The following is a 21,690-nucleotide window of genomic DNA, read 5'->3' on the forward strand; positions in this document are numbered from 1 at the left end:
AAGAAGAAAACAAAAAAAGCAAAAATAATGAAATTAGACATATTAGCCTTTGGCGCACATCCAGATGATGTAGAATTGGGTTGTGCCGGAACCATTTTAAAAGAAGTATCACTTGGGAAAAAAGTCGGAATTGTTGATTTGACACGTGGTGAACTCGGAACACGTGGTTCGGCAGAAATTCGTGATCAGGAAGCAAAAGCAGCTGCAAAAATTTTAGGAGTTGTTGTGCGGGAAAATTTGCGCATGCGTGATGGATTTTTTACCAATGACGAAAAACACCAGTTAGAAGTTATAAAAATGATTCGTAGGTATAAACCTGAAATTGTTTTATGCAATGCCATTGATGACCGGCATATTGACCACGGAAAAGGAAGTAAATTAGTTTCTGATTCGTGTTTTTTGTCTGGTTTAATTAAAATCGAAACATCAATTGATGGAGAGAAGCAGGAAGCCTGGAGACCTAAGGTTGTGTATCATTATATTCAATGGAAAAATATCGAACCTGATTTTGTGGTAGATATTACGGGATTTGAAGAAAAAAAAGTGGAAGCAATCCTTGCTTATAAAACGCAATTTTATGATCCAGATTCAAAAGAACCTGCAACGCCTATTACAAGTAAAAACTTTCTGGAAAGCTTAAACTATAGAGCTCAGGATTTAGGAAGGCTGGTTAATAAAGATTTTGCTGAAGGTTTTACGGTTGAAAGATGTTTGGCAGTCAATAGTTTAGGAGATTTGAGGTAAAAAGATGAATTTTTTTTTAATTTTTTCTTTGTAGAAGTAAACCTTTGTTATATATTTGCACTCGCTAAGCAAAAATGGTGGTTGTAGCTCAGCTGGTTAGAGTAGCGGTTTGTGGTGCCGCGGGTCGCCGGTTCGAACCCGGTCAGCCACCCAGAAATTTAAAGCCTTGAAGAAATTCAGGGCTTTTTTTGTGGGCTAAATTAGTCAATGTTATTGTTTGTTTTAAGGATCATAACATATTGTTGTGGGTAAATATTAAAATCTAGATATTTGTATGTTCAATCTATCCCCCAATGCAAGATTCTTTTATCGATATCCTTAAGTTGTTATTACCTGAGATAATAGTAGACTACTTCGAACTTACTTCTTATAAAAAGAAAGATGAAACACTCCATCTGTATTTAAAAGAGATTAATTCGATACCTAAAGAATACAGAGAATCAAAATTAAGCTCAAAAGGATTCTTCGAAGAGATAACGGTTCAGGATTTTCCTATCCGTGGACACCAAGTATATCTTCACATCACTCGCAGAAGATGGCTTAATGAAGATACTCGAAAGATCGTTTTTAGAGATTGGAATTTAGTAGCAGACGGAACTCGTGTAACCCAGGAGTTTGCGTCTTTTTTAAAAGAGATCAATAGATTCCAGTCCAAATGATTGTAATACCATTGCCTCTTTCTATGGAGTTTCTGGTAGAAACCTGCAATGTCAATACAAAGATTTTCTAAGTGATTTCAAAGTTTGGGATCAAATATCACATGCTAAAAAATGGCTTCTTTTTCCACAAAATATTGGAAAGCGTTTATCAATAGACGAAACCTCACTTTCAAATGGCGAACTCTATACTATTTTAACCAACAAATCCGGTAAAGGTAGAAAAGGAACTATAGTAGCTATGATTGCAGGAACTAAAGCAGAAACAGTTATTGGTGTTATTGAAAAAATTCCTCTTAAACAGCGGAATCTAGTCAAGGAAATTACTCAGGATATGGCCGGGAATATGGGATTGATAGCTAAAAAGTGTTTTGCTAATGCTACTCGAGTTACAGACCGATTCCATGTTCAAAAGCTAGCTGCAGAGGCCCTGCAGGAAATCAGGATTAAATATCGTTGGCAAGCCATTGATCAAGAAAATGATGCTATTGAAAAAGCCAAAAAGTCAAAAGTAAATTTCGAATCTAAAACACTTTCAAATGGGGATCCCCTTAAGCAATTACTAGCGAGGAGTCGCTATTTCTTGTATAAATCCAAATCGAAATGGACTCAAAATCAAATAGAACGTGCTGCCTTACTATTTGAGTTATATCCTGATATTCAAAAAGGATACAATCTAACTCAAGAGCTCCGTGGCATCTTTGAGAATACAACCGATAAAATCATTGGTTTTGCAAAATTAGCCAGATGGCATGAAAAAGTAGATCAATCTGGATTTAAGTCTTTCGGTACAATCTCTCGTACAATTATGAATCATTATCAAACCATCTTAAATTATTTTGATAACAGAAGTACTAATGCTTCTGCAGAATCATTCAATGCTAAAATAAAAGCATTTAGATCAAAATTTAGAGGTGTTAGAAATATAGAATACTTCCTTTTTAGGCTAACTAATATTTATGCTTAATTTTTGCCTCCCCACAGGTTTTTGCTTTGATCCAGATTTGTTTAAGATCAAACCAAAACATTTTGCTGCATAAAAAAGGCTGCCCTTTTCGGACAGCCTCTTTATTTTTATGCTTTAACTAATAGTAAACATTCTTTTAATTCTGGTTTTTCGACGATGAAGTTTAATAACCATTCTTGCAATTGTTCCATTTCGTAAGGTAACAGTGTTTTAATAGCCTTTTCTAATTCTTTACAAAAAAGCACCGGGTCGAAACTTACTCTTTCAAGTATTGATTTCGTGTAATCAAACATCATTTTTGACATAATAAAATAAGATTTTGGGGGGTTGTCTTTATTTTTAAACTCAAGCCAAATTTAAATAAATATCGCATATAAAAGATGTTTTTAACTTATTTTTTTTAAAATAGTAAGGGCGAATACGTTTTCTTGCTGAATATAAAGCAATTTAGATTTGTTTTAAATAGTATTGTGTGAATTATTTTACAGCTCTAAACATTTCTCTTTTTCCGGGTGGTCCTGCTAATTTTTCAACTGTAAATCCAACTTCTATCATGCTTCTTTTAATAACTCCGCGGGCGGCATAAGTAACTAAAACACCATTTGGTTTTAAGCCGTTGTGCATTTTCTTGAAAATTTCGGTACTCCATAATTCAGGCTGTACTCTGTAGCCAAAGGCATCAAAGTAAATTAAATCAAAAGTTTCAAAATCGTCTATTTCGTGAAAAAATTGTTTTCTTTTTGTTAATGCAAAATCAGGAGTGATACTGCTTTTCAGATTCCATTCGCAATTATGCATCTTCTTAAAGATATTTTCAAATTCGTTGGCTTGTAATTCAGAAACATAATTCATAGCCAAAACTTCTTCTGGAGCAACGGGGTAGGCTTCTACGCCAGTGTAATCGATAGTTTGTTGTTGTTTATTTGCTTCAAGAAAGGTAATAAAGGCATTTAAGCCTGTTCCGAAACCAATTTCCAGAATACTTACCGGTTTTCCTTCAAACAGGTTCAGTCCGTTCTTTATAAAAACATGTTTAGCTTCCTGTATAGCGCCGTGTTTTGAATGATAACATTCGTCCCACTCTTGTAAATGAATTGTGGTTGAGCCATCTAGTGTTTTAATAATCTCTCTTTTCATTAAATCCTTAATTTATTTATTTAATTTTAAACTAGACAATATGTTTTATGTCAAATTTACTCAAAACTAATGCGTAAAGCCCTAAAAAACCAAGCTTTTTTCATAAATTCTTTATAAAAACCAGTTAAAAAATTAAGTTTATTAAAGGATAAATAAATCGCAGTTAAATGAGGTAATTAATGGTTTTTTGGCAAGTATTTTATATAATTTTACTTAATTTTGCCTTCAATAAATTCTATTTTATATCATATCGTTACTTTAAGGAAGCTTCTTTAGTGATGAAAATTAAGTAAAACTTACATTATTATGAGTACAACTCAAGCAAGCAAAATTGAAATCAGAAAAGCCACTTCTTCTAAAATTAGTAGTGTAGACTTTGAAAACTTAAGCTTTGGTGCTGTGTTTACAGACCATTTATTTGAATGTGATTTTAAAAATGGGGAATGGCAAACACCGGTCATTAAACCGTATGCTCCTATTTTAATGGATCCATCTTCTAAAGTCTTTCATTACGGTCAGGCAATTTTTGAAGGAATGAAAGCTTATAAAGATGAAAATAATGATGTTTGGTTGTTCAGACCTGATGAAAACTACAAGCGTTTTAATAATTCAGCAGTGCGTATGGCTATGCCGGAAGTGCCTGAATCTATTTTTATGGATGGTTTGAATGAATTATTGAAAATTGATAAAGAATGGATTCAGAGAGGCAACGGAAGCAGTATGTACATCCGTCCTTTTATGATTGCAACAGGTCCGGGAGTTGTAGCTAATCCTTCAGATGAATATAAATTTATGATTTTACTTTCTCCTGCAAAATCATACTACGCCGGAGAAGTAAAAGTAATTATTGCAGAGCATTACAGTAGAGCTGCTAATGGTGGAATTGGAGCTGCAAAAGCTGCTGGAAACTATGCTGCTCAGTTTTATCCAACCAACCTTGCCAACAAAGACGGTTTTCAACAGGTGATCTGGACTGATGATGCAACGCATACTAAACTGGAAGAGGCTGGTACAATGAACGTATTCTTTAGAATTAATGATACATTATTGACCGCTCCAACAAGTGAAAGAATTTTGGATGGTATTACCAGAAAAAGTTTAATTGCTATGGCTGAAAAAGAAGGTCTAAATGTTGAAGTTCGTCCTGTTGTTGTTTCAGAATTGGTTGAAGCAGCTAAAAATGGTTCTTTAAAAGAAATTTTTGGAGCTGGAACGGCTGCTGTTATAAGTGTGATTAAAGGATTCTCTTATCAGGATGTTTATTATGAGATGGCTCCAATCGAGAATTCATACGCTTCATTTTTAAAAGAAAAATTGACTAATCTCCAAAATAAACTTGCAGAAGATACTTTTGGCTGGACTGTAAAAGTTCAATAGTTAAAAAAGAATATTTTTATAAAAATAAACCCGACATTTAAAATTAGTCGGGTTTTGTTTTTTATAAAAGTTTCGAAAAATCGGGTTTAAAATAACCAGGGCCTTTCATTACTTTTCCATCTTCACGATAAATAGGCTGTCCATCTTCACCTAATTTACTCATATTACTGCGCTGAATTTCATCAAAAACAGCTTCAATCCTGTCCTGTAAGCCATGTTCAATTATGGTTCCGCATAATATGTACATCATGTCTCCAAGAGCATCAGCAATTTCTGTTAAATCATTATTTTGTACAGCTTCAAGATATTCTTCATTCTCTTCTTTCATTAAATTGTAACGAAGTAATTTTTTAGTTTCTCCAATGTCGGCAATAGGAGTCTGGCTATGACCTATTTTAAAAGCAGTATGAAATTCAGTTACTGCATCAAGCTGTTTCTTCATTTTTTTATTTATTAATTGGATAGCCAAATTAGCAACAATTCGTATACAATTCTCTAAATTTGTCAAAAATAATTTTCAACTATGTTTAGTCAGGGACAATTAATATTCGCAGTGTGTTTTTTTATTGCATTTGTAATCGTAATGATTTTTGCTTATCGAAAAGATCTTGCCTTACACAAAATTTTCTACAAAGGAAATTATAAGGTTTTAATTGTTTTTCTGATCTTTATCGTCATTTTGTTTTTAATCAAATTCTTTTTTAAAAGATAAAGAGTGAAATTATGCTTAGAGCTTTTAAAAATCGTTTGTTATATGTTTATTATTTGATATAATAAAAAGAATTGTTTTTATTTTTTTGTTATTCATAACGCAGCAATAAATTTATAACTTTACGACACCAAACAACCTACACAATGAAAATTCTAAAATATCTTTTTCTTTTACTATTATTAAGTTTTATCGCTTTAAGTGTTTTTGTGGCTACTCAAAAAGGTTTTTTTACTGTTGAGAGAAGTAAAGTGATTAATTCTCCCAGAACAACAGTATATCACTATGTAAATGATTTTAGGAATTTTGAAGATTTTGAATCCTGGGCTGTTGAAGACCCGACAATGAAAATGTCATTTCCGGAAAAAACAGTTGGAAGTGGGGCTTCATTTTCATGGGAAAACAGTGAAGGAAAAGGAAGTGGAATAACATTGCAGGTAAAAGAAGGGGAAAGTATTCATCAGAAAATCAGTTTTGACGGGACGGAAGCAGATGTAAATTGGATTTTTAAGGATACTCTCAATGGAAAAACAAAAGTTACCTGGAAGGCAAAAGGTGAAATGAGCTTTTTATTTAAAATTTACACTGTTTTGAATGGCGGTTCTGATAAAATTATAGGAACTATGTATGAAAAAACACTTGTAAATATTGACAAAAATCTGGATTACGAAACTAAAACTTATGCTGTAAAAGTAAATGGTGTTGTAAAAAAGACAGAGAGTTTTTATATTAAACAAACTTTTACAAGTGAAATTCAGAAAGTAAATAAAAATGCCAGAATTGTTATTCCAAAATTGATAGAATTTAGTAAAACAAACAATTTATATACAAGTGGAAAGCCTTTTATTATTTATCATACTTATGATACAAAGACTAATCTTGCGAAAATCTCAATTTGTTTACCAATAAGTAAGGAAATTTTTATAAGTGCGGGAAGTGATATCTTATCTGGAAAATTAAATAGTTTTGAAGCTGTAAAGACTACTTTAAAGGGAGATTATTCCCATACTAATGAAGCGATTTCAAAAACAATTGCCTTTATTAATAAAGAAAAAATTGTCCAGGATTTAAGCTGGTCGCACCTTGAAATTCTAACTGCAGGTAAATTAGATGTTAAAAGTTCCTCTAAGTTAATAACTGAAATTTATTATCCGATTATTCCGAAAGTAAAACCGGTTGTAGAAGAGGTAACGCCTGTTTACAAAACAGAAACTGATCCTGCAGTTGAAAAAACTACCACTGATCCGGTCGTTAAAAAACAAAAGCCTGTAGTAGCACCTCCGGCTAAAACGAATGCTGCTGAAGAGGAAGATTCAGAGTTTTAAAAAAAATATAAAACCAGATTAAACCTTTTGTGATAAATTCATTCAAATAAACAAGATAGCGAAGAGACTTGACAAACGAGAAGGAATTTATAGCACGATTATTAAATCCTGAAACGCAAAATGCTGCGTTCCATATGCTATTGGCAGAATATCAAAAACCATTATATTCCCATATTAGGAATATTGTTCTCAATCATGATGATGCAGACGATGTTTTGCAGAATACCTTTGTAAAAGTATTTCAGTATCTGAAGAATTTTAAAGGAGAAAGCAAGCTTTTTTCGTGGATGTACAGAATTGCAACCAATGAAGCACTGACTTTTTTAAGTCAGAAAGCAAAACTAAATGGGTTGACGTCAGAAGCTTTGCAGAACAAGACCATTGATAATTTAAAATCAGATACTTATTTTGATGGTGATGAAATTCAAATAAAGCTTCAGAAAGCCATAGCTACATTGCCTGAAAAACAGCAATTAGTTTTTAAAATGAAGTATTTTGAAGAATTGAAATACGAAGAAATATCAGAAATTCTTGGGACATCAGTGGGTGCGTTGAAGGCTTCTTATCATCATGCCGTAAAAAAAATTGAATTATTTGTTACATCAAATTAAACCTTTTGTTATAAAATATATCTTATAAACATTATGGAAACATTTAAATTAGAAAACGAACCTAAAATAAAACCAGGATTTAAAACTCCGGATCATTATTTTGATGATTTTTCAGCAAAGATTTTACTGCAAATTAATGAAAAGGAAGTGAAAATTATTCCAATATACAAACGTAAAAATATTATTGCGATGATTGCGGCTGCAGTAATTGTTGTTGCATTAATGATTCCGGTAGTAAATAATTACAGTAAATCAAAAGAACTTGATGAGGCTACTTTAGAGGCCTATTTATCTTATCAGTCTGGCATAAACCAATATGATTTAATCCGTGAATTAGATACTAAAGATATCGAGGCAATAAATAAAAATATGGTTCTCGAACAGGAAACACTTGAAGATGTTTTGTCTTCAAATCCAAATATTGAAAATTTAATTTCAGAATAAAAATAAAAAACTACAGAGATGAAAATCAAAAATATACTGTCCATAGTGCTGTTTTTAGTTAGTTTTTCATTTTATGCACAAAGTGAAAAAATAGATGAAAAACGCGAAAAGATTAAAGCTTTCAAGGTGTCTTTTTTAACTACAGAGCTGGAGCTTACATCAAATGAAGCTGAAAAATTCTGGCCAATTTATAATGCTTTTGACGATAAGCAATATGAATTACGTCATGAAAAAATGAAAACGTATTTTCGAAAATTAAATGATGAAAATGTTAATTCGCTTTCAGAAAAAGAAGCCGCAACGCTTTTGTCACAAATTGAAAGTACCGATAAGGAACTGTATTTTTTAAGAGAAAAATATATGAGTAATCTTCGCAAAGTCCTTTCTGCTAAAAAAATATTGAAATTAAAGAAATCAGAAGATGATTTTAACCGAAAATTGTTGAAGCAATATAAGGAAAGAGCGGGAAAAAACTAATCAAAAATATAATTTCGCTCCAAATACCGTAAGGAACAGCAGCAATAAGACCCCTATATAATATACTTACTTTATTATTTAGGGGGCTTGTTTTTATTTAAAACGAAGTCTGATAACTTTATTGTAACCTGCAGCAATTGCAGTATTCCTGTTAACAAAACGAATCGTAAAAAGTTTTGTGTCTGTAGATAATTGTGTCCAGTTGGCACCCCCGTTTTGAGAGTATTGAATTCCCTCAGAACCAACACAGATGATTTCTTTACCATTTCCTCCGGGTACATACTGCACACATGATGCATATCCAAATCCCATACCCTGACCTATTAATTCCCATGTTTTGCCGCCATCTGTTGTAAAAGCTTTGTTGTCTTTTTTTTGGTCTGGAAGTTCAAAATCACCTCCTGCAATAAATCCATGTTTTGAATCGTAAAAATCTGCTGTAAAAATCCCAGCCATTGCTTTTCCCTGGACAATAGGGGTTTCAATAACCTTCCATGTTTTTCCTTTATCGGGAGAGTAGAAAACTCGTGATTTTTTACCTCCTGAGACCAGCCAGGTATCATCTCCTTTTATGACAATATTTGAATTACTTGCAGCGAAAGCCGTTTCACCTTTGGCGTTAGTTGGTAATTTATCTGATAGTAACTTTGTCCAGGTTTCTCCGCCATCACGGGTTATGATGATCGAAAAAGTATCTTCTGTTGGATCACCAATAGCAATTCCTTCCTTGTCGTTCCAAAATTGCATACTGTCGTAAAAAACTTTCTCATTAACTTCTTTGTAAACTAATTTTACTTGTTGTGTTTTTTTCGAAACGGAATAAAGTAAAGCCGGGTTTCCGATACTCAATAAAAAAATATTCTTTGAAGTTTGAGCGATGCTTCTGAATTCTAATTTTAAGTTATCGCGATAAATATGTTCCTCAAATTTTTCTTTTTTATCTAAATCATAATATCCAAAGCGACAATTATCGGCACCATACCAAACTTTATTTTTGTCAATAGAAATTGCCCTGATACTGATGTTGTCCTGAAATAAGGTGTCTGTTTCCATTGATGTAAAACCACCATAAAAAGTTGTTTTGTTGTTATGGCTCAGTGGTTTAAAAGATAAAAATAAAACAAAGACACTAAATAATATTACTTTTTTCATAATAGGTTAAGATTTAGTTGTTGCTAAAATACAATTATTTACAATATGTAAAATATATTTTAGTTTTTTTCTGGCACAGTAATTGGATATTCCAGAATATTAATCTTAATATGATTTGCCATGAAAACCAAAATACTTTTTTTAGCTTTAGTAACTATAGGTTTAAGTTCTTGTGCAGTACAAAGCCAAACAACCGTTTATGCAAAAAACTCAGATATTAGCGATAATTTAGATTTAAGGGCTGTAGCTTCTATTTTTGGAGAGTCTGCTAATCTTCAGGATTTTGAAGAACGTTTAAATGATCCGAAATATCAAATTTCAAATCTTGATTTGAATAATGATGATCAGGTTGATTATTTACGTGTTATTGAAACTGTAGAAAATAGAACTCATGTTATTGTCATACAGGCGATTCTTGATCGTGATGTTTATCAGGATGTTGCGACTATCGATGTAGAGAGGGATAACTATAACAAAGTAAGTATTCAGGTCGTAGGTAACAGTTATTTTTACGGTCCAAATTATATATATGAGCCCGTTTATAATGTAACACCTGTTATTTATTCATCATTCTGGGTTACAAACTACAGACCTTATTGTTCTACATGGAGATGGAATTTTTTTCCAACCTATTATGTAGCCTGGAGACCTTATCCAATTTATAGATATAGAAGAAACGTTAATGTTTGTATAAATGTAAACAATCATTATGATTATGTAAACTACAGAAGAAGTTACAGAGCTCCTGTTTTATATGAATCCAGACGTTGTTCTGGGTATGAAAGACAATATCCTGACCGCAGTTTCCATCACAGGCATGTGAATGTAGGCAACAGATATGATTTGGATCAAAGACGTTTAGCAAGCAGAGAATATAATAGAAACGAAAATGTTTACAGCACTAACAGATCTAATTCTGGAAGAATTGCTGTCGAAAACAGAAATTCAAACAGAAGTTATAATGATAACAGAAATATATCTGATAGAAACTATAATTCAAACAGAATTGCTTCAGACAGAAATGGTAATCCTGTGAGAGTTGAAAATAGCCCAAGATACGAGTCCAGAGTAAATTCTAATGATAATAGAAATGCGTCTGACAGAAACTTTAATTCAAACCGAGTAGCTTCAGGAAGAGATAATTCGGCAACTGTGAATAGCCCGGGAAGAGTTGAAAACAACTCAAGAAACCAATCAAGAGGAAATTCTAATGAATACAGAATGAATTCTTCAAGAGGTAATTCTGAAAACAGAATGAATGAAAACAGAGCGTCTTCAAGCCAAAGACCAGAATCTTCGAGAGGTTATGCTCAAAATAGAACATCTTCTGAAGGCACAACAGCAAGAGTTCAAGCTTCACAACGTACTGAATCATCAAGGGCAAGTCAGGAATCAAGAGGAGGCGGGAATATACAAAGAGAAAATAGTTCAGAGTCAAGAGGAGGCGGGAGAAGAATTTAATTTTAAAAATCCGTTTTTAAATCAAAAAAGCACAATCTAACAGTTGTGTTTTTTTTGTTATTTTAAATTATAATTGATGCTAATTTATTTTAAAAGAGTAAATTTGCAACCGTCTTTTATAAAATTATACATGAGCGCAGCGCATAAAAACTTACACAGTAAGTTATCTATAGGTGGTTTGTTGATTACATTAGGGATTATTTATGGAGATATTGGCACTTCTCCATTATATGTAATGAAAGCCATATTAGGTGAACATTCTATTAATGCAGATATTGTTTTAGGAGGTATTTCCTGTGTTTTCTGGACCTTAACCCTTCAAACGACAATTAAATATGTGATTATTACTCTAAGTGCTGACAATCATGGGGAAGGAGGAATATTTGCATTATATGCCTTAGTCAAGAAAACCAAAATAAAATGGCTGATTGTACCCGCTATTATAGGTGGTAGTGCTTTATTGGCAGATGGAATTATTACACCGCCTATTTCAGTTTCTTCTGCTGTTGAAGGAATAAAAACATATTATCCTAAAATAAATACAATACCAATTGTTATTGGGATTTTATTTGTGTTGTTTACAATTCAGCAGTTTGGTACTAAGTTGGTTGGTAAGTTTTTTGCGCCAATGATGCTTATTTGGTTTGCAATGCTTGGAACTTTAGGAGTCGTTCAGATTTTAGATCATCCGGAAGTTATTAAAGCCATTAATCCATATTATGCTTACCATTTATTATCGATACATCCTGATGGTTTTTTTGTATTAGGATTTGTATTCTTATGTACTACAGGAGCAGAAGCATTGTATTCTGATATGGGGCATTGCGGAAGAAAAAATATTAGAATTAGCTGGGTTTTTGTAAAGTTGACTTTAGTTCTGAATTATTTTGGTCAGGCAGCTTATCTAATTCATCACGAAGGACAGACTCTGCAGGCATTAGGAGGGGAAAATGGTAATCCGTTTTACTTAATAATGCCGGATTGGTTTCAACCAGCAGGTATCGTAATAGCAACTTTAGCTGCGGTTATTGCATCTCAGGCGCTTATCAGCGGTTCTTTTACTTTGATAAACGAAGCGATGCGACTGAATTTCTGGCCAAAAGTAAGAATTAAATACCCTACTGAGGTAAAAGGACAATTGTATATTCCTTCCATTAACTGGTTACTGTTTTTTGGGTGTGTCGGAATCGTTTTACACTTCGAAAAATCAAGCAATATGGAGCATGCCTATGGTTTGGCAATTGTACTTTGTATGATTATGACGACCATTTTGTTGAATTATTATCTAATCATGAAAAGGGTAAAGCTATATTTTATGGTTCCTCTAATTACAATTTATTTAATAATTGAAGGCTGCTTTTTGCTTGCTAATATTACCAAATTTGCAGAAGGTGGTTATGTAACCCTTATTATTGCCATTATTTTGATTTCGGTAATGACGGTATGGTATGTAGCCAAACAAATTAATAAAAGCTATACTAAAATTGTCAAAATTGGCGATTACAAAAAAGTCTTAATGGAGTTGAGTAAAGATTTATCTATTCCTAAATATGCTACCCATTTGGTTTATATGACCAATGCAAACCGGGTTGATGAGTTAGAGCAAAAAGTAATGTATTCGATTTTACAGAAACGTCCAAAAAGAGCAGATATCTATTGGTTTGTGCACGTAAATATTCTAACAGAACCATATAAAACACAATATAAGGTAACAGAAATTGCTAAAGACGATATTTACAGAATTGATTTCAACTTAGGTTTTAGAGAACCTACTAAAATCAATTTGATGTTTAGGGAAGTTATTCGGGATATGGTGAAAAATGGAGAGGTTGATATTACCAGCCGTTACGAATCATTAAATAAAAATAACATTGTTGGTGATTTCAAATTTGTATTGTCTGAGAAATTCTTGTCGAATGACTCCGATTTATTATGGCATGAGAAGATTATCATGAACTCCTATTTCCTTATTAAAAAATTGAGTTTGTCTGAAGAAAGTGCTTTTGGATTAGATAGCAGTTCAGTGAAAATTGAAAAATTCCCAATGGTACTCCACGCTCCGGAGAATATAGGTTTAACAAGAATTATTAAATAAATATTTTACAAAATAGATTCAAAACACTCTTTTATACTTTATCAGAGTGTTTTTCTTTTTTAATGAAAGTTAAAACAACAATCAAAATTAAAAATTTAACTTTCAATCAATTAATAGTACCTTTGCAACTCAAATAATTAAAATGAGATTACACAGAAATTTAGTTTATACTACCATCGATTCTTTGAATGCTATTTTCAATGAAGGGGAATATGCAGATAAAGTGGTAGCGAGAGCCTTAAAGAAAGACAAGCGTTGGGGAAGTTCTGACAGGAAGTTTGTTGCTGAAACGATATACGAAATTGTTCGCTGGAAACGCTTATATGCTGAAATTGCAGAGGTTAAAGAACCTTACGACAGAGATAATTTGTGGAGAATGTTTGCGGTTTGGGCCGTTTTAAGAGGATACCCAATTCCGGACTGGAGACAATTAGAAGGTACTCCTGAAAGAAAAATAAAAGGCCGTTTTGATGAGCTTTCAAAGGTTAGAGCTTTAAAAGAATCTATACCTGACTGGATGGATGAATTAGGCGTAAAAGAATTAGGCGAAAAAGTCTGGGCAAAAGAAATAGCAGCCCAAAACCAGCCTGCAAAAGTTATCTTAAGAACCAATACGCTTAAAGGAACTAAAGAAAGTCTTAGAAATACATTGATGGATTTAAATATTGAAACAGAATATTTAAAAGATCAGCCTGAAGCTTTGGTTTTAAAAGAGAGAGCAAATGTGTTTTTAACAGATGCTTTCAAGCAAGGACTTTTTGAGGTTCAGGATGCTAATTCACAATTGGTTGCCGGTTTTCTGGATGTGAAACCAGGAATGCGTGTAGTAGATACTTGCGCCGGAGCAGGTGGAAAAACATTGCATATTGCTTCTTTGATGGAAAACAAAGGGCAATTAATCGCAATGGATTTGTATGAAAGTAAACTCAAGCAATTAAAATTAAGAGCCAAAAGAAATGGTGCTTTTAATATTGAATACCGTATTATTGATACGACAAAAGTGATTAAAAAACTGCATGAAAAAGCAGACCGTGTTTTGATTGACGCTCCTTGCAGCGGATTAGGGGTGTTAAAAAGAAACCCGGATTCTAAATGGAAATTACAGCCTGAATTTATTGATAATATTCGTAAAGTTCAGTCTGAGGTTTTAGAAAGTTATTCTAAAATCGTAAAACCGGGCGGAAAATTGGTGTATGCGACATGTTCTGTTTTGCCTTCTGAAAATCAGGAGCAGGTGGAGAAATTTCTTAAAACTGAAATCGGAAAACAATTTACTTTTATTGAAGACCGTAAATTACTGGCATCAGATTCAGGTTTTGACGGTTTTTATATGGCGCTGTTAGAACGCAAAAAATAATATGTGAATTCTAAATATTTGAAATCCCAAATTCCAATTTAAAATGGAGTTTGGGATTTTTTAATTGGAATTTTTCAGGCTAAGCTTGGTTTACGAAGCAGTTTCCCGTTTTCATTTTCTTTAAATTTAGGAATAAAAACGATTTCTTTAGGCTTTTCATACTTATCTAAAATGTCAAAGAAATCATCTTGAAACTTTTGTTTCTCACCTTCAATTACCAGGATTAACTTTTCGCCCAGAAGAGAATCCGGAATCCCTGTAACAAAAAACCGGGAATTGATTTTACCAGTCAGTTTAGCTTCAATTTGTTCAGGAATTAATTTTACCCCCCCGCTGTTAATTACATTGTCTATTCTGCCTAAAAAAGTAAATTGATTTTCTGATATTAATTCTACTAAATCATTAGTAATAATGGGTTCCTTAGAAATAGCAGGAATAGTAATTACTAAGCATCCCCGATTGTCTTTTGCAATGATTACATTTGGAAGAACTGTAAAAACTTTTTCACCTGTTTTTCTGGCTGCAATGTGAGTAATAGTTTCGGTCATTCCATAAGTTTCGTAAATTTCTGTTTTTAAAGGCAGTAGTTTTTCTTCTAATTCGGCATCCATCTTTGCGCCGCCAACGATAAGTTTTTTAACTTTTTCTAAAGTTTTAATAGAGTTTTGTACTTGCAAAGGTACCATTGCTACAAAATCATATGTAGTCTTATTAAATACTAAAGGGGCTGTGCTTGGTTCTGTAATCTCTAAATCAAGTCCCAAAATAAAGCTTCTTACCAGCATCATTTTACCAGCTATAAATTTTACCGGAAGGCAGAGTAAAGCTTTGTCTCCGGGTTTTAAACCGAAGAAATCCCCAGTAGCTAAAGCAGATTGAATCATGGCTTGTTTCTGTAACCGAACTAATTTTGGAAGCCCTGTAGTTCCGGATGTTTTCATTTCGATGTACTCTTTTTCATCGAACCAGTCCAATAAGAATTCTCCAATTGCCTGTTCGTTAAGATCACCTTCTTTAATGAAACTGTAAGCTACACTGCTGAGCTCATCACCATTGAGATGATGGCCATTTATTTTAAAATAATTATGAACGTTTTTATGTGTTAATTGATTCATGATTTGCTATTTTATTATTTTAGTAAGTGTTATATCGCCTGTTAACTTTTCTTTCCAGTTTTTCCAATTGTATTTTTTACTAAAAATAAAAAGTAAAACGGGGTAGATAATCACTATTGGGAAAATAACATCAAAACCAGCTGAAGGCTCAGACAAATCTATAAAGACAGAATGAGTTTGAAAAACGGACCAATCTGAAGTTACCAATAAAGCACCAATCAGGTTGTTTGCGGCATGGAAACCCAGTGCTAACTCCATTCCTTCATCCATTAATGTAATCACTCCTAAAAATAAACCGGTGCCAATATAATAAACCATTATAATGTTCCCCATTTTTGTCACTTCTGGATTAAACCAGTGCATAGAGCCAAATATAAGAGAAGTCATTACTAATGGAAACCATCTGTTACGCGCTAAGCGGGCGAATCCCTGCATGAGATATCCCCTGAAAACATATTCTTCGGTACTGGTTTGTATCGGAATGAGCAGGGTTGCTATTACAACCAGAATTAGAAAAGGAATGGGTTTGAAATTCAAGACAAATTGTTCAGGAGATTGTAAATAAACAAACAAAAAGCTTATTATAGAAAATCCGGCCCATAAAAAAAATGAAAATAAAATACGCTTGATATCAATTGCCCTTCGGGAGGTTGTGATCGATAGAATACTTTGATTATGGAGCTGTTTGACTACATAAAAAACTCCTGCTAAAGCAAAAGCAAATGATATCATAACCAAAAATAACGTAAGATTTGAATCAAACATTTTCATTAACATTTTGTCATTTTCAGGATAAGGCTTTTTGTTTATTAAAGTTTCATATTTAATAGCAAGCCTCAATGGTATATACCCAACAACAGATACTAATATTATGAATGCGGAGCCTAAAAGATACTTCCAAAACTTATTTTCAGGCTTAATTCCCTGTTCTAAAAACATGTATTTAAAAATTTAAGATTAGAATTGAGTTTAATAAGTAAATCTTATTTTTGGGGATAGCTAAAATACCTTTTTTAAATTCAATTATTTTACAACATTTTAAAAAAAATACAATGATACAAATTTATCATAATCCCCGTTGCGGAAAATCAAGGACTTGCCTGGCTTTTGTAGATGAATCAAATCAGGAATATGAAATTATCCATTATCTTACGGAAACGCCTTCTTTTGAGGAATTAAGAAATTTGATCAGGAAATTAAATTTGAAACCTATTGAGCTTGTCAGAACGAAAGAGAAAATATGGATTGAAAATTATAAAGCAAAAACATTAACTGATGCAGAAATCATCGAGGCTATGATTGAGAATCCGATATTAATTGAAAGACCAATCGTAATTAAAGACGGAAAAGCGATTATTGGTCGGGATATGGATAAAGTTGCTTCTTTTTTAGAAGAAATATAAAACGAATCATTAACATTTTTTTGTGATTTTCTCTTTTAAACCAAAGGCTATATTTGGTGTCTAAGAGAAAAAGATATATCAGAAAAATAATGAAAAAAATCAGATTTGCGATATTGATCCTGTTAGTATTTTCGGGATTAAGTATTTATGCACAACAACCACCCTCGGGACAGAACAAAGTAAAAATTAGTGGTAAAGTTTTAGAAAAAGTGACAAAACAGCCACTGGAATATGCTACAATCTCAATTACAGCTGTAAATGACTCTAAAGTGATTGCAGGCGGAATTACAAATCCAAAAGGGGAATTCGAGGTAGCTGTTACTCCAGGAGTTTACGATATAAAAATTGAATTCATTTCGTTTAAGTCAACTGATATCAAAGGAAAAGAAATTTCTGGCGATACGAATTTAGGAATAATTAATCTGTCTGAAGACGCAGCGCAACTCAATGAAGTTGTGGTGCGCGCAGAAAAGTCAACTGTAGAAATTAAATTAGACAAAAAAGTTTACAACGTTGGTCAGGATATGATTGTAAAAGGGGGAACCGTAAGTGATGTATTAGAAAATGTTCCTTCTGTTTCTGTAGATGTTGAAGGAAACGTGAGTTTGAGAGGAAACGAAAATGTCCGAATTTTTATAGACGGTCGTCCTTCAAACGCATTAAATATGGCAGAAGCTTTACGTCAGATTCCGGCAGATGCCATTGATAAAGTCGAAGTTATTACAAACCCATCTGCGCGTTATGACGCTGAAGGAGGTGCGGGAATCCTGAATATCGTGCTGAAAAAAGGTAAAAACTTAGGTTTAAACGGAAGTTTTATTGTCTCAGGCGGAGTTCCGGAAACGTATGGAGCAAGTGCCAATTTGAATTTCAAGACAGAGAAAGTAAACTTTTTTACTTCTACCGGATATGATTACAGAACTAGTGAAGGAGCTGGAGTAACCAATTCTACCAATATTAAAGATAATCAAATCATTGGATATACCGATGAAGACAAGGAAACGGAACGTCTAAGAAAAGGAATATCGACAAAAACAGGTCTTGAGTGGACCATAGCCCCTAATACGTATTGGACAAATGCTATCAGCTACAGAGATAATAGCGGTTCTAATAATGATTTGGTAAATTATAATTCTTTTGATCCCAATCGTGTATTTACTTCAAGCCGATACCGATTAAGTGAAGGAAACGATACAGGAAGGGATTTCGAATATTCATCTAATTTCCTGAAAAACTTCAACGATAAAGGTCATAAATTAACGTTAGATTTTTCATATTCTAAAGACAAAGATTCGGATAATGCGTATATCACCGATGAGACAATCGGAAGCGGTCAGCCTGCAACTATCGACCAGACTTTTAATAATCAAAACCAGGAACAGTTACAGCTTCAGGCTGATTATGTCTTGCCATTAAAAAACGGAGGCCAATTCGAAGCAGGTTATAAAGGAAATTTTAACTACATGGATAATATGTACAGCGTCAACACAGATGATCAGGGGAATCCTATCGACGGCTATCTTTCTAATACTTTGGAGTATAATGAGCGTATCAATTCATTTTATACGCAATATGGCTTTAAGGTTAATAGATTTTCTTATTTGTTTGGTTTGCGTTGGGAGGATACGGTTATTGATGTTAATTTATTGGATACGCCAAGTTATAATACGAAAAAATACAATAATTTCTTTCCAAGCGCATTCGTAAATTATGAAATATCAGATGCAGGTAGTGTTTCTTTGAGCTACAGTAAGCGTTTGTCAAGACCGAGAGGACGTTTCCTGAATCCGGCGACAAATTATTCCAGTAATATTAACTTGTTTAGAGGTAATCCGGATTTAGATCCGTCATTTACTGATAAATTTGATTTAGGTTATTTAAAACGTTGGGAAAAAGTAACTTTTAGTACTTCGCTGTTTTATGAATACACTACAGATGTGTTCTCATTTGTCAGAACTGAAACAGGAGAATTTGTAGGTGATAATCCAGTTGTTTTAAGCAGCCCTATTAATCTGGCAAAAGAGCAACAATTTGGTTTTGAATTTACATTGAATTACACGCCATTTAAAATCTGGAAAATAAACAGTAGTTTTAATCTTTCAGACGTCAAAACTACAGGAAGTTATACGTATAAAAATACTCAAAGCGAAGAAATTACAACCAATTTAAACAATGAAACTTTCTCATGGTTTGGAAGAGTAAATTCACGTTTAACATTACCTTATAAAATTGACTGGCAATTATCCGGAATGTATTTTGGCCCAAAAAATACGGCCCAGGGAAAAAGTTTGGGTAACTATGTAGTAAATACAGCATTTAGCAAAGATGTTTTAAAAGATAAAGGTACCATTGCTTTAAATGTAAGTGATCTTTTCAATTCAAGAAAAATGAAAAATGAAACGAATCTGCCAAGTGTGAATTCTTACAGTGAATTTCAATGGAGAAAAAGACAAATCAACTTGTCATTTACCTACAGGCTGAATATGAAGAAAACCGACAGAGATAAAAATGCACCAAAAAATAATGGAAACGGCGGTGATGAAGGTGGTGAATTCCAGGGGTAATTAGTTTAAACTTTAAAAAAGAAATTCCAAATTCCAATTTAACAGATTGGGATTTGGAATTTTATTTTATAGCATAAAAAAAGGACTCGTTTTCACGGGTCCTTTTTATGAAATCAATTAAGCTTTAATTGATTGTTCTTGTCTTTTTTTGGCTTTTTTTTCTTTGTACATTTCCCAGCTAGCACCTGTAACCCAGTAAAATATAAAGCTAACCAAGAAAAACATTAACCAAAACCCTATAGTTAGTATGGTTAAGAAAAGTAAAAAACCTAAGTACTGTGAAAATTCAAACATGTTTTCCGGAATTTTTGAATGTTACGACAAATGTAGTTTATATATCTTTTGCTGGCAATAAAAACCAAATCAATTTTTATAAAAGAGCAATAATCCTTATATTTATACTGATTTTAAATAAGGGATTTATTTAAGGATCTCAAAGAAAGGAATATGAGTGTTTTCAGGAGCTTATTCCTGCTGTCCGCTGTATCTTTTTGTTTTTAAAGAAAAACAAAAAGGATGCCGCTTCCATCAGGGCTAGGATGTTGATTTTCAGGAAATCTGGTTATAGAAGAAAGAATTACAAAACACTAATTACTAAGGACTAATCACTAAGAACTCAAAAATATGAAATTATGAAATACAGAATAGAAAAAGATACCATGGGCGAGGTACAAGTGCCAGCTGATAAATATTGGGGAGCACAAACAGAACGTTCCCGAAATAACTTCAAAATTGGTAATTCAGGATCCATGCCAAAAGAAATTATAGAAGGTTTTGCTTATCTTAAAAAAGCAGCTGCCTATGCCAATCATGATTTAGGAGTTTTGGCAATCGAAAAAAGAGATGCAATTGCAGCAGTCTGTGATGAAATTTTAGAAGGTAAATTAGATGATCAGTTTCCTCTTGTAATCTGGCAGACTGGTTCAGGCACACAAAGTAATATGAACGTCAATGAAGTAATTGCTAATCGTGCTCAGGTTCTCAAAGGTTTTGAAATTGGCGAAGGTGAACCATTTATCAAAGCCAATGATGATGTTAATAAATCACAATCATCCAACGATACTTTTCCAACCGGAATGCATATTGCAGCTTATAAAATGGTAGTCCAAACTACAATTCCGGGTATCGAACAACTGCATGCAACATTAGTAAAAAAAGCAGCCGAATTTAAAGACGTTGTAAAAATTGGCCGCACACATCTCATGGATGCAACGCCGCTTACTCTCGGACAGGAAATTTCAGGCTATGCAGCTCAATTAGCATACGGATTGAAAGCGCTTAAAAATACATTAGCACATTTATCAGAAATCGCTCTGGGAGGAACTGCTGTTGGTACGGGACTTAATACTCCAAAAGGCTATGATGTAAAAGTAGCAGAATACATTGCTCAATTTACCGGTCATCCATTTGTAACTGCAGAAAATAAATTTGAAGCCCTTGCAGCGCACGATGCAATTGTTGAAACACACGGAGCCTTAAAACAACTAGCCGTGTCGTTAAATAAAATTGCTAACGATGTAAGAATGCTGGCTTCAGGACCAAGATCCGGAATTGGTGAAATTCATATTCCTGAAAATGAACCGGGTTCTTCTATCATGCCCGGAAAAGTAAATCCAACGCAGTGCGAAGCCTTAACAATGGTCTGTGCTCAGGTTATGGGAAACGATGTAGCAATTTCGGTAGGAGGAATGCAGGGACATTATGAATTGAATGTTTTCAAGCCTGTTATGGCGGCCAACTTTCTGCAGTCAGCAAGATTATTGGGCGATGCATGTGTTTCATTTGATGAACATTGCGCTCAGGGCATTGAACCGAATTACAAACGCATCAAGGAATTAGTAGATAACTCATTGATGCTGGTAACAGCTCTCAATACAAAAATCGGTTATTATAAAGCAGCAGAAATTGCCCAAACGGCCCACAAAAACGGAACAACACTAAAAGAAGAAGCCGTTCGTTTAGGATATGTAACTTCGGAGGATTTTGATGCCTGGGTCAAACCTCAGGAAATGGTGTAGTTTTGTTTTAGGTTTAAAGTTTACATTCGGAAACGGGTAAAATGAAGATAAAAAAGGGAGAAAATTTTATAATCCTCC

The 21,690-nt window shown here is 33.3% G+C and carries 21 protein-coding genes and 1 tRNA gene; 16 read left to right on the forward strand and 6 right to left on the reverse strand.

The window, feature by feature from the left end:
* Positions 1 to 27: 27 nt before the first annotated feature.
* The 4 genes from bshB1 to ACNC7R_RS07140 all read left to right on the forward strand — a co-directional run bounded on the left by bshB1 (position 28) and on the right by ACNC7R_RS07140 (position 2,367).
* Positions 28 to 744 carry a bacillithiol biosynthesis deacetylase BshB1 gene (bshB1, locus tag ACNC7R_RS07125; RefSeq protein WP_417940245.1) on the forward strand — a complete coding sequence of 239 codons (717 nt, stop codon included), beginning with the start codon at positions 28 to 30 and terminating at the stop codon, positions 742 to 744.
* Positions 745 to 821: 77 nt separating this feature from the next.
* A tRNA-His gene (locus tag ACNC7R_RS07130) sits at positions 822 to 895 on the forward strand.
* Positions 896 to 1,037: 142 nt separating this feature from the next.
* A complete protein-coding gene (locus ACNC7R_RS07135; RefSeq protein WP_417939511.1) occupies positions 1,038 to 1,403 on the forward strand; it encodes a transposase in 366 nt (121 codons plus the stop codon).
* Positions 1,404 to 1,593: 190 nt separating this feature from the next.
* Positions 1,594 to 2,367: an ISL3 family transposase gene (locus tag ACNC7R_RS07140; protein ID WP_417943152.1), complete on the forward strand. Its 774-nt coding sequence runs from the start codon at positions 1,594 to 1,596 to the stop codon at positions 2,365 to 2,367.
* 107 nt (positions 2,368 to 2,474) lie between these two features.
* Here the strand turns inward: ACNC7R_RS07140 and ACNC7R_RS07145 are convergent, their stop codons facing one another.
* Together ACNC7R_RS07145 and mnmD are read right to left on the reverse strand one after the other, a co-directional pair.
* The gene (locus ACNC7R_RS07145) at positions 2,475 to 2,672 is read right to left on the reverse strand and encodes a hypothetical protein (RefSeq protein ID WP_417940246.1); all 198 of its coding nucleotides are present in this window, start codon (positions 2,670 to 2,672) and stop codon (positions 2,475 to 2,477) included.
* Between the two features lie 172 nt (positions 2,673 to 2,844).
* Positions 2,845 to 3,504: a tRNA (5-methylaminomethyl-2-thiouridine)(34)-methyltransferase MnmD gene (mnmD, locus tag ACNC7R_RS07150; protein ID WP_417940247.1), complete on the reverse strand. Its 660-nt coding sequence runs from the start codon at positions 3,502 to 3,504 to the stop codon at positions 2,845 to 2,847.
* Between the two features lie 306 nt (positions 3,505 to 3,810).
* Between mnmD and ACNC7R_RS07155 the strand changes: the two genes are divergently transcribed.
* A complete protein-coding gene (locus tag ACNC7R_RS07155; RefSeq protein ID WP_417940248.1) occupies positions 3,811 to 4,881 on the forward strand; it encodes a branched-chain amino acid aminotransferase in 1,071 nt (356 codons plus the stop codon).
* A 61-nt stretch (positions 4,882 to 4,942) separates the two neighbouring features.
* Here the strand turns inward: ACNC7R_RS07155 and ACNC7R_RS07160 are convergent, their stop codons facing one another.
* Positions 4,943 to 5,323 carry a hypothetical protein gene (locus ACNC7R_RS07160; protein WP_417940249.1) on the reverse strand — a complete coding sequence of 127 codons (381 nt, stop codon included), beginning with the start codon at positions 5,321 to 5,323 and terminating at the stop codon, positions 4,943 to 4,945.
* 81 nt (positions 5,324 to 5,404) lie between these two features.
* Here ACNC7R_RS07160 and ACNC7R_RS07165 point away from each other — a divergent pair, with 81 nt between their 5' ends.
* The 5 genes from ACNC7R_RS07165 (at position 5,405) to ACNC7R_RS07185 (ending at position 8,447) form a co-directional block, all read left to right on the forward strand.
* A complete protein-coding gene (locus ACNC7R_RS07165; protein WP_417940250.1) occupies positions 5,405 to 5,593 on the forward strand; it encodes a hypothetical protein in 189 nt (62 codons plus the stop codon).
* 143 nt (positions 5,594 to 5,736) lie between these two features.
* The gene (locus tag ACNC7R_RS07170; protein ID WP_417940251.1) at positions 5,737 to 6,915 is read left to right on the forward strand and encodes an SRPBCC family protein; all 1,179 of its coding nucleotides are present in this window, start codon (positions 5,737 to 5,739) and stop codon (positions 6,913 to 6,915) included.
* Positions 6,916 to 6,983: 68 nt separating this feature from the next.
* Positions 6,984 to 7,526, forward strand: a complete 543-nt coding sequence (locus ACNC7R_RS07175) for an RNA polymerase sigma factor (protein WP_417940252.1) — start codon at positions 6,984 to 6,986, stop codon at positions 7,524 to 7,526.
* 33 nt (positions 7,527 to 7,559) lie between these two features.
* Complete coding sequence (locus tag ACNC7R_RS07180) at positions 7,560 to 7,970, forward strand: hypothetical protein (protein ID WP_417940253.1); 411 nt, start codon at positions 7,560 to 7,562, stop codon at positions 7,968 to 7,970.
* Positions 7,971 to 7,988: 18 nt separating this feature from the next.
* Complete coding sequence (locus tag ACNC7R_RS07185; RefSeq protein WP_417940254.1) at positions 7,989 to 8,447, forward strand: sensor of ECF-type sigma factor; 459 nt, start codon at positions 7,989 to 7,991, stop codon at positions 8,445 to 8,447.
* Between the two features lie 93 nt (positions 8,448 to 8,540).
* Here ACNC7R_RS07185 and ACNC7R_RS07190 read toward each other — a convergent pair whose 3' ends face one another.
* Positions 8,541 to 9,599, reverse strand: a complete 1,059-nt coding sequence (locus ACNC7R_RS07190) for an oxidoreductase (protein WP_417940255.1) — start codon at positions 9,597 to 9,599, stop codon at positions 8,541 to 8,543.
* A gap of 120 nt (positions 9,600 to 9,719) precedes the next feature.
* Here ACNC7R_RS07190 and ACNC7R_RS07195 point away from each other — a divergent pair, with 120 nt between their 5' ends.
* From ACNC7R_RS07195 to ACNC7R_RS07205, 3 genes are all read left to right on the forward strand, one after another.
* The gene (locus ACNC7R_RS07195) at positions 9,720 to 11,060 is read left to right on the forward strand and encodes a hypothetical protein (RefSeq protein ID WP_417940256.1); all 1,341 of its coding nucleotides are present in this window, start codon (positions 9,720 to 9,722) and stop codon (positions 11,058 to 11,060) included.
* Between the two features lie 130 nt (positions 11,061 to 11,190).
* Positions 11,191 to 13,155: a KUP/HAK/KT family potassium transporter gene (locus tag ACNC7R_RS07200; protein ID WP_417940257.1), complete on the forward strand. Its 1,965-nt coding sequence runs from the start codon at positions 11,191 to 11,193 to the stop codon at positions 13,153 to 13,155.
* A gap of 142 nt (positions 13,156 to 13,297) precedes the next feature.
* Complete coding sequence (locus ACNC7R_RS07205) at positions 13,298 to 14,512, forward strand: RsmB/NOP family class I SAM-dependent RNA methyltransferase (RefSeq protein ID WP_417940258.1); 1,215 nt, start codon at positions 13,298 to 13,300, stop codon at positions 14,510 to 14,512.
* A 74-nt stretch (positions 14,513 to 14,586) separates the two neighbouring features.
* On the opposite strand, the gene ACNC7R_RS07210 is transcribed toward ACNC7R_RS07205, so the two are convergent.
* The gene (locus ACNC7R_RS07210; RefSeq protein WP_417940259.1) at positions 14,587 to 15,627 is read right to left on the reverse strand and encodes an AMP-binding protein; all 1,041 of its coding nucleotides are present in this window, start codon (positions 15,625 to 15,627) and stop codon (positions 14,587 to 14,589) included.
* A gap of 6 nt (positions 15,628 to 15,633) precedes the next feature.
* Positions 15,634 to 16,566, reverse strand: coding sequence for a CPBP family intramembrane glutamic endopeptidase (locus ACNC7R_RS07215; protein ID WP_417940260.1), 933 nt, complete (start codon positions 16,564 to 16,566; stop codon positions 15,634 to 15,636).
* Positions 16,567 to 16,679: 113 nt separating this feature from the next.
* Between ACNC7R_RS07215 and ACNC7R_RS07220 the strand changes: the two genes are divergently transcribed.
* From ACNC7R_RS07220 to fumC, 3 genes are all read left to right on the forward strand, one after another.
* On the forward strand, positions 16,680 to 17,030 hold the full coding sequence (locus ACNC7R_RS07220) for an arsenate reductase family protein (protein WP_417940261.1): 351 nt from the start codon (positions 16,680 to 16,682) through the stop codon (positions 17,028 to 17,030).
* Between the two features lie 89 nt (positions 17,031 to 17,119).
* Positions 17,120 to 19,594 (forward strand): TonB-dependent receptor domain-containing protein, encoded by a 2,475-nt coding sequence (locus ACNC7R_RS07225; RefSeq protein WP_417940262.1) that lies wholly within the window; start codon positions 17,120 to 17,122, stop codon positions 19,592 to 19,594.
* Between the two features lie 632 nt (positions 19,595 to 20,226).
* A complete protein-coding gene (gene fumC, locus ACNC7R_RS07230; protein WP_417940263.1) occupies positions 20,227 to 21,612 on the forward strand; it encodes a class II fumarate hydratase in 1,386 nt (461 codons plus the stop codon).
* Positions 21,613 to 21,690 lie beyond the last annotated feature (78 nt).

The organism is Flavobacterium adiutor, assembly GCF_048282555.1.
Lineage (GTDB): Bacteria > Bacteroidota > Bacteroidia > Flavobacteriales > Flavobacteriaceae > Flavobacterium.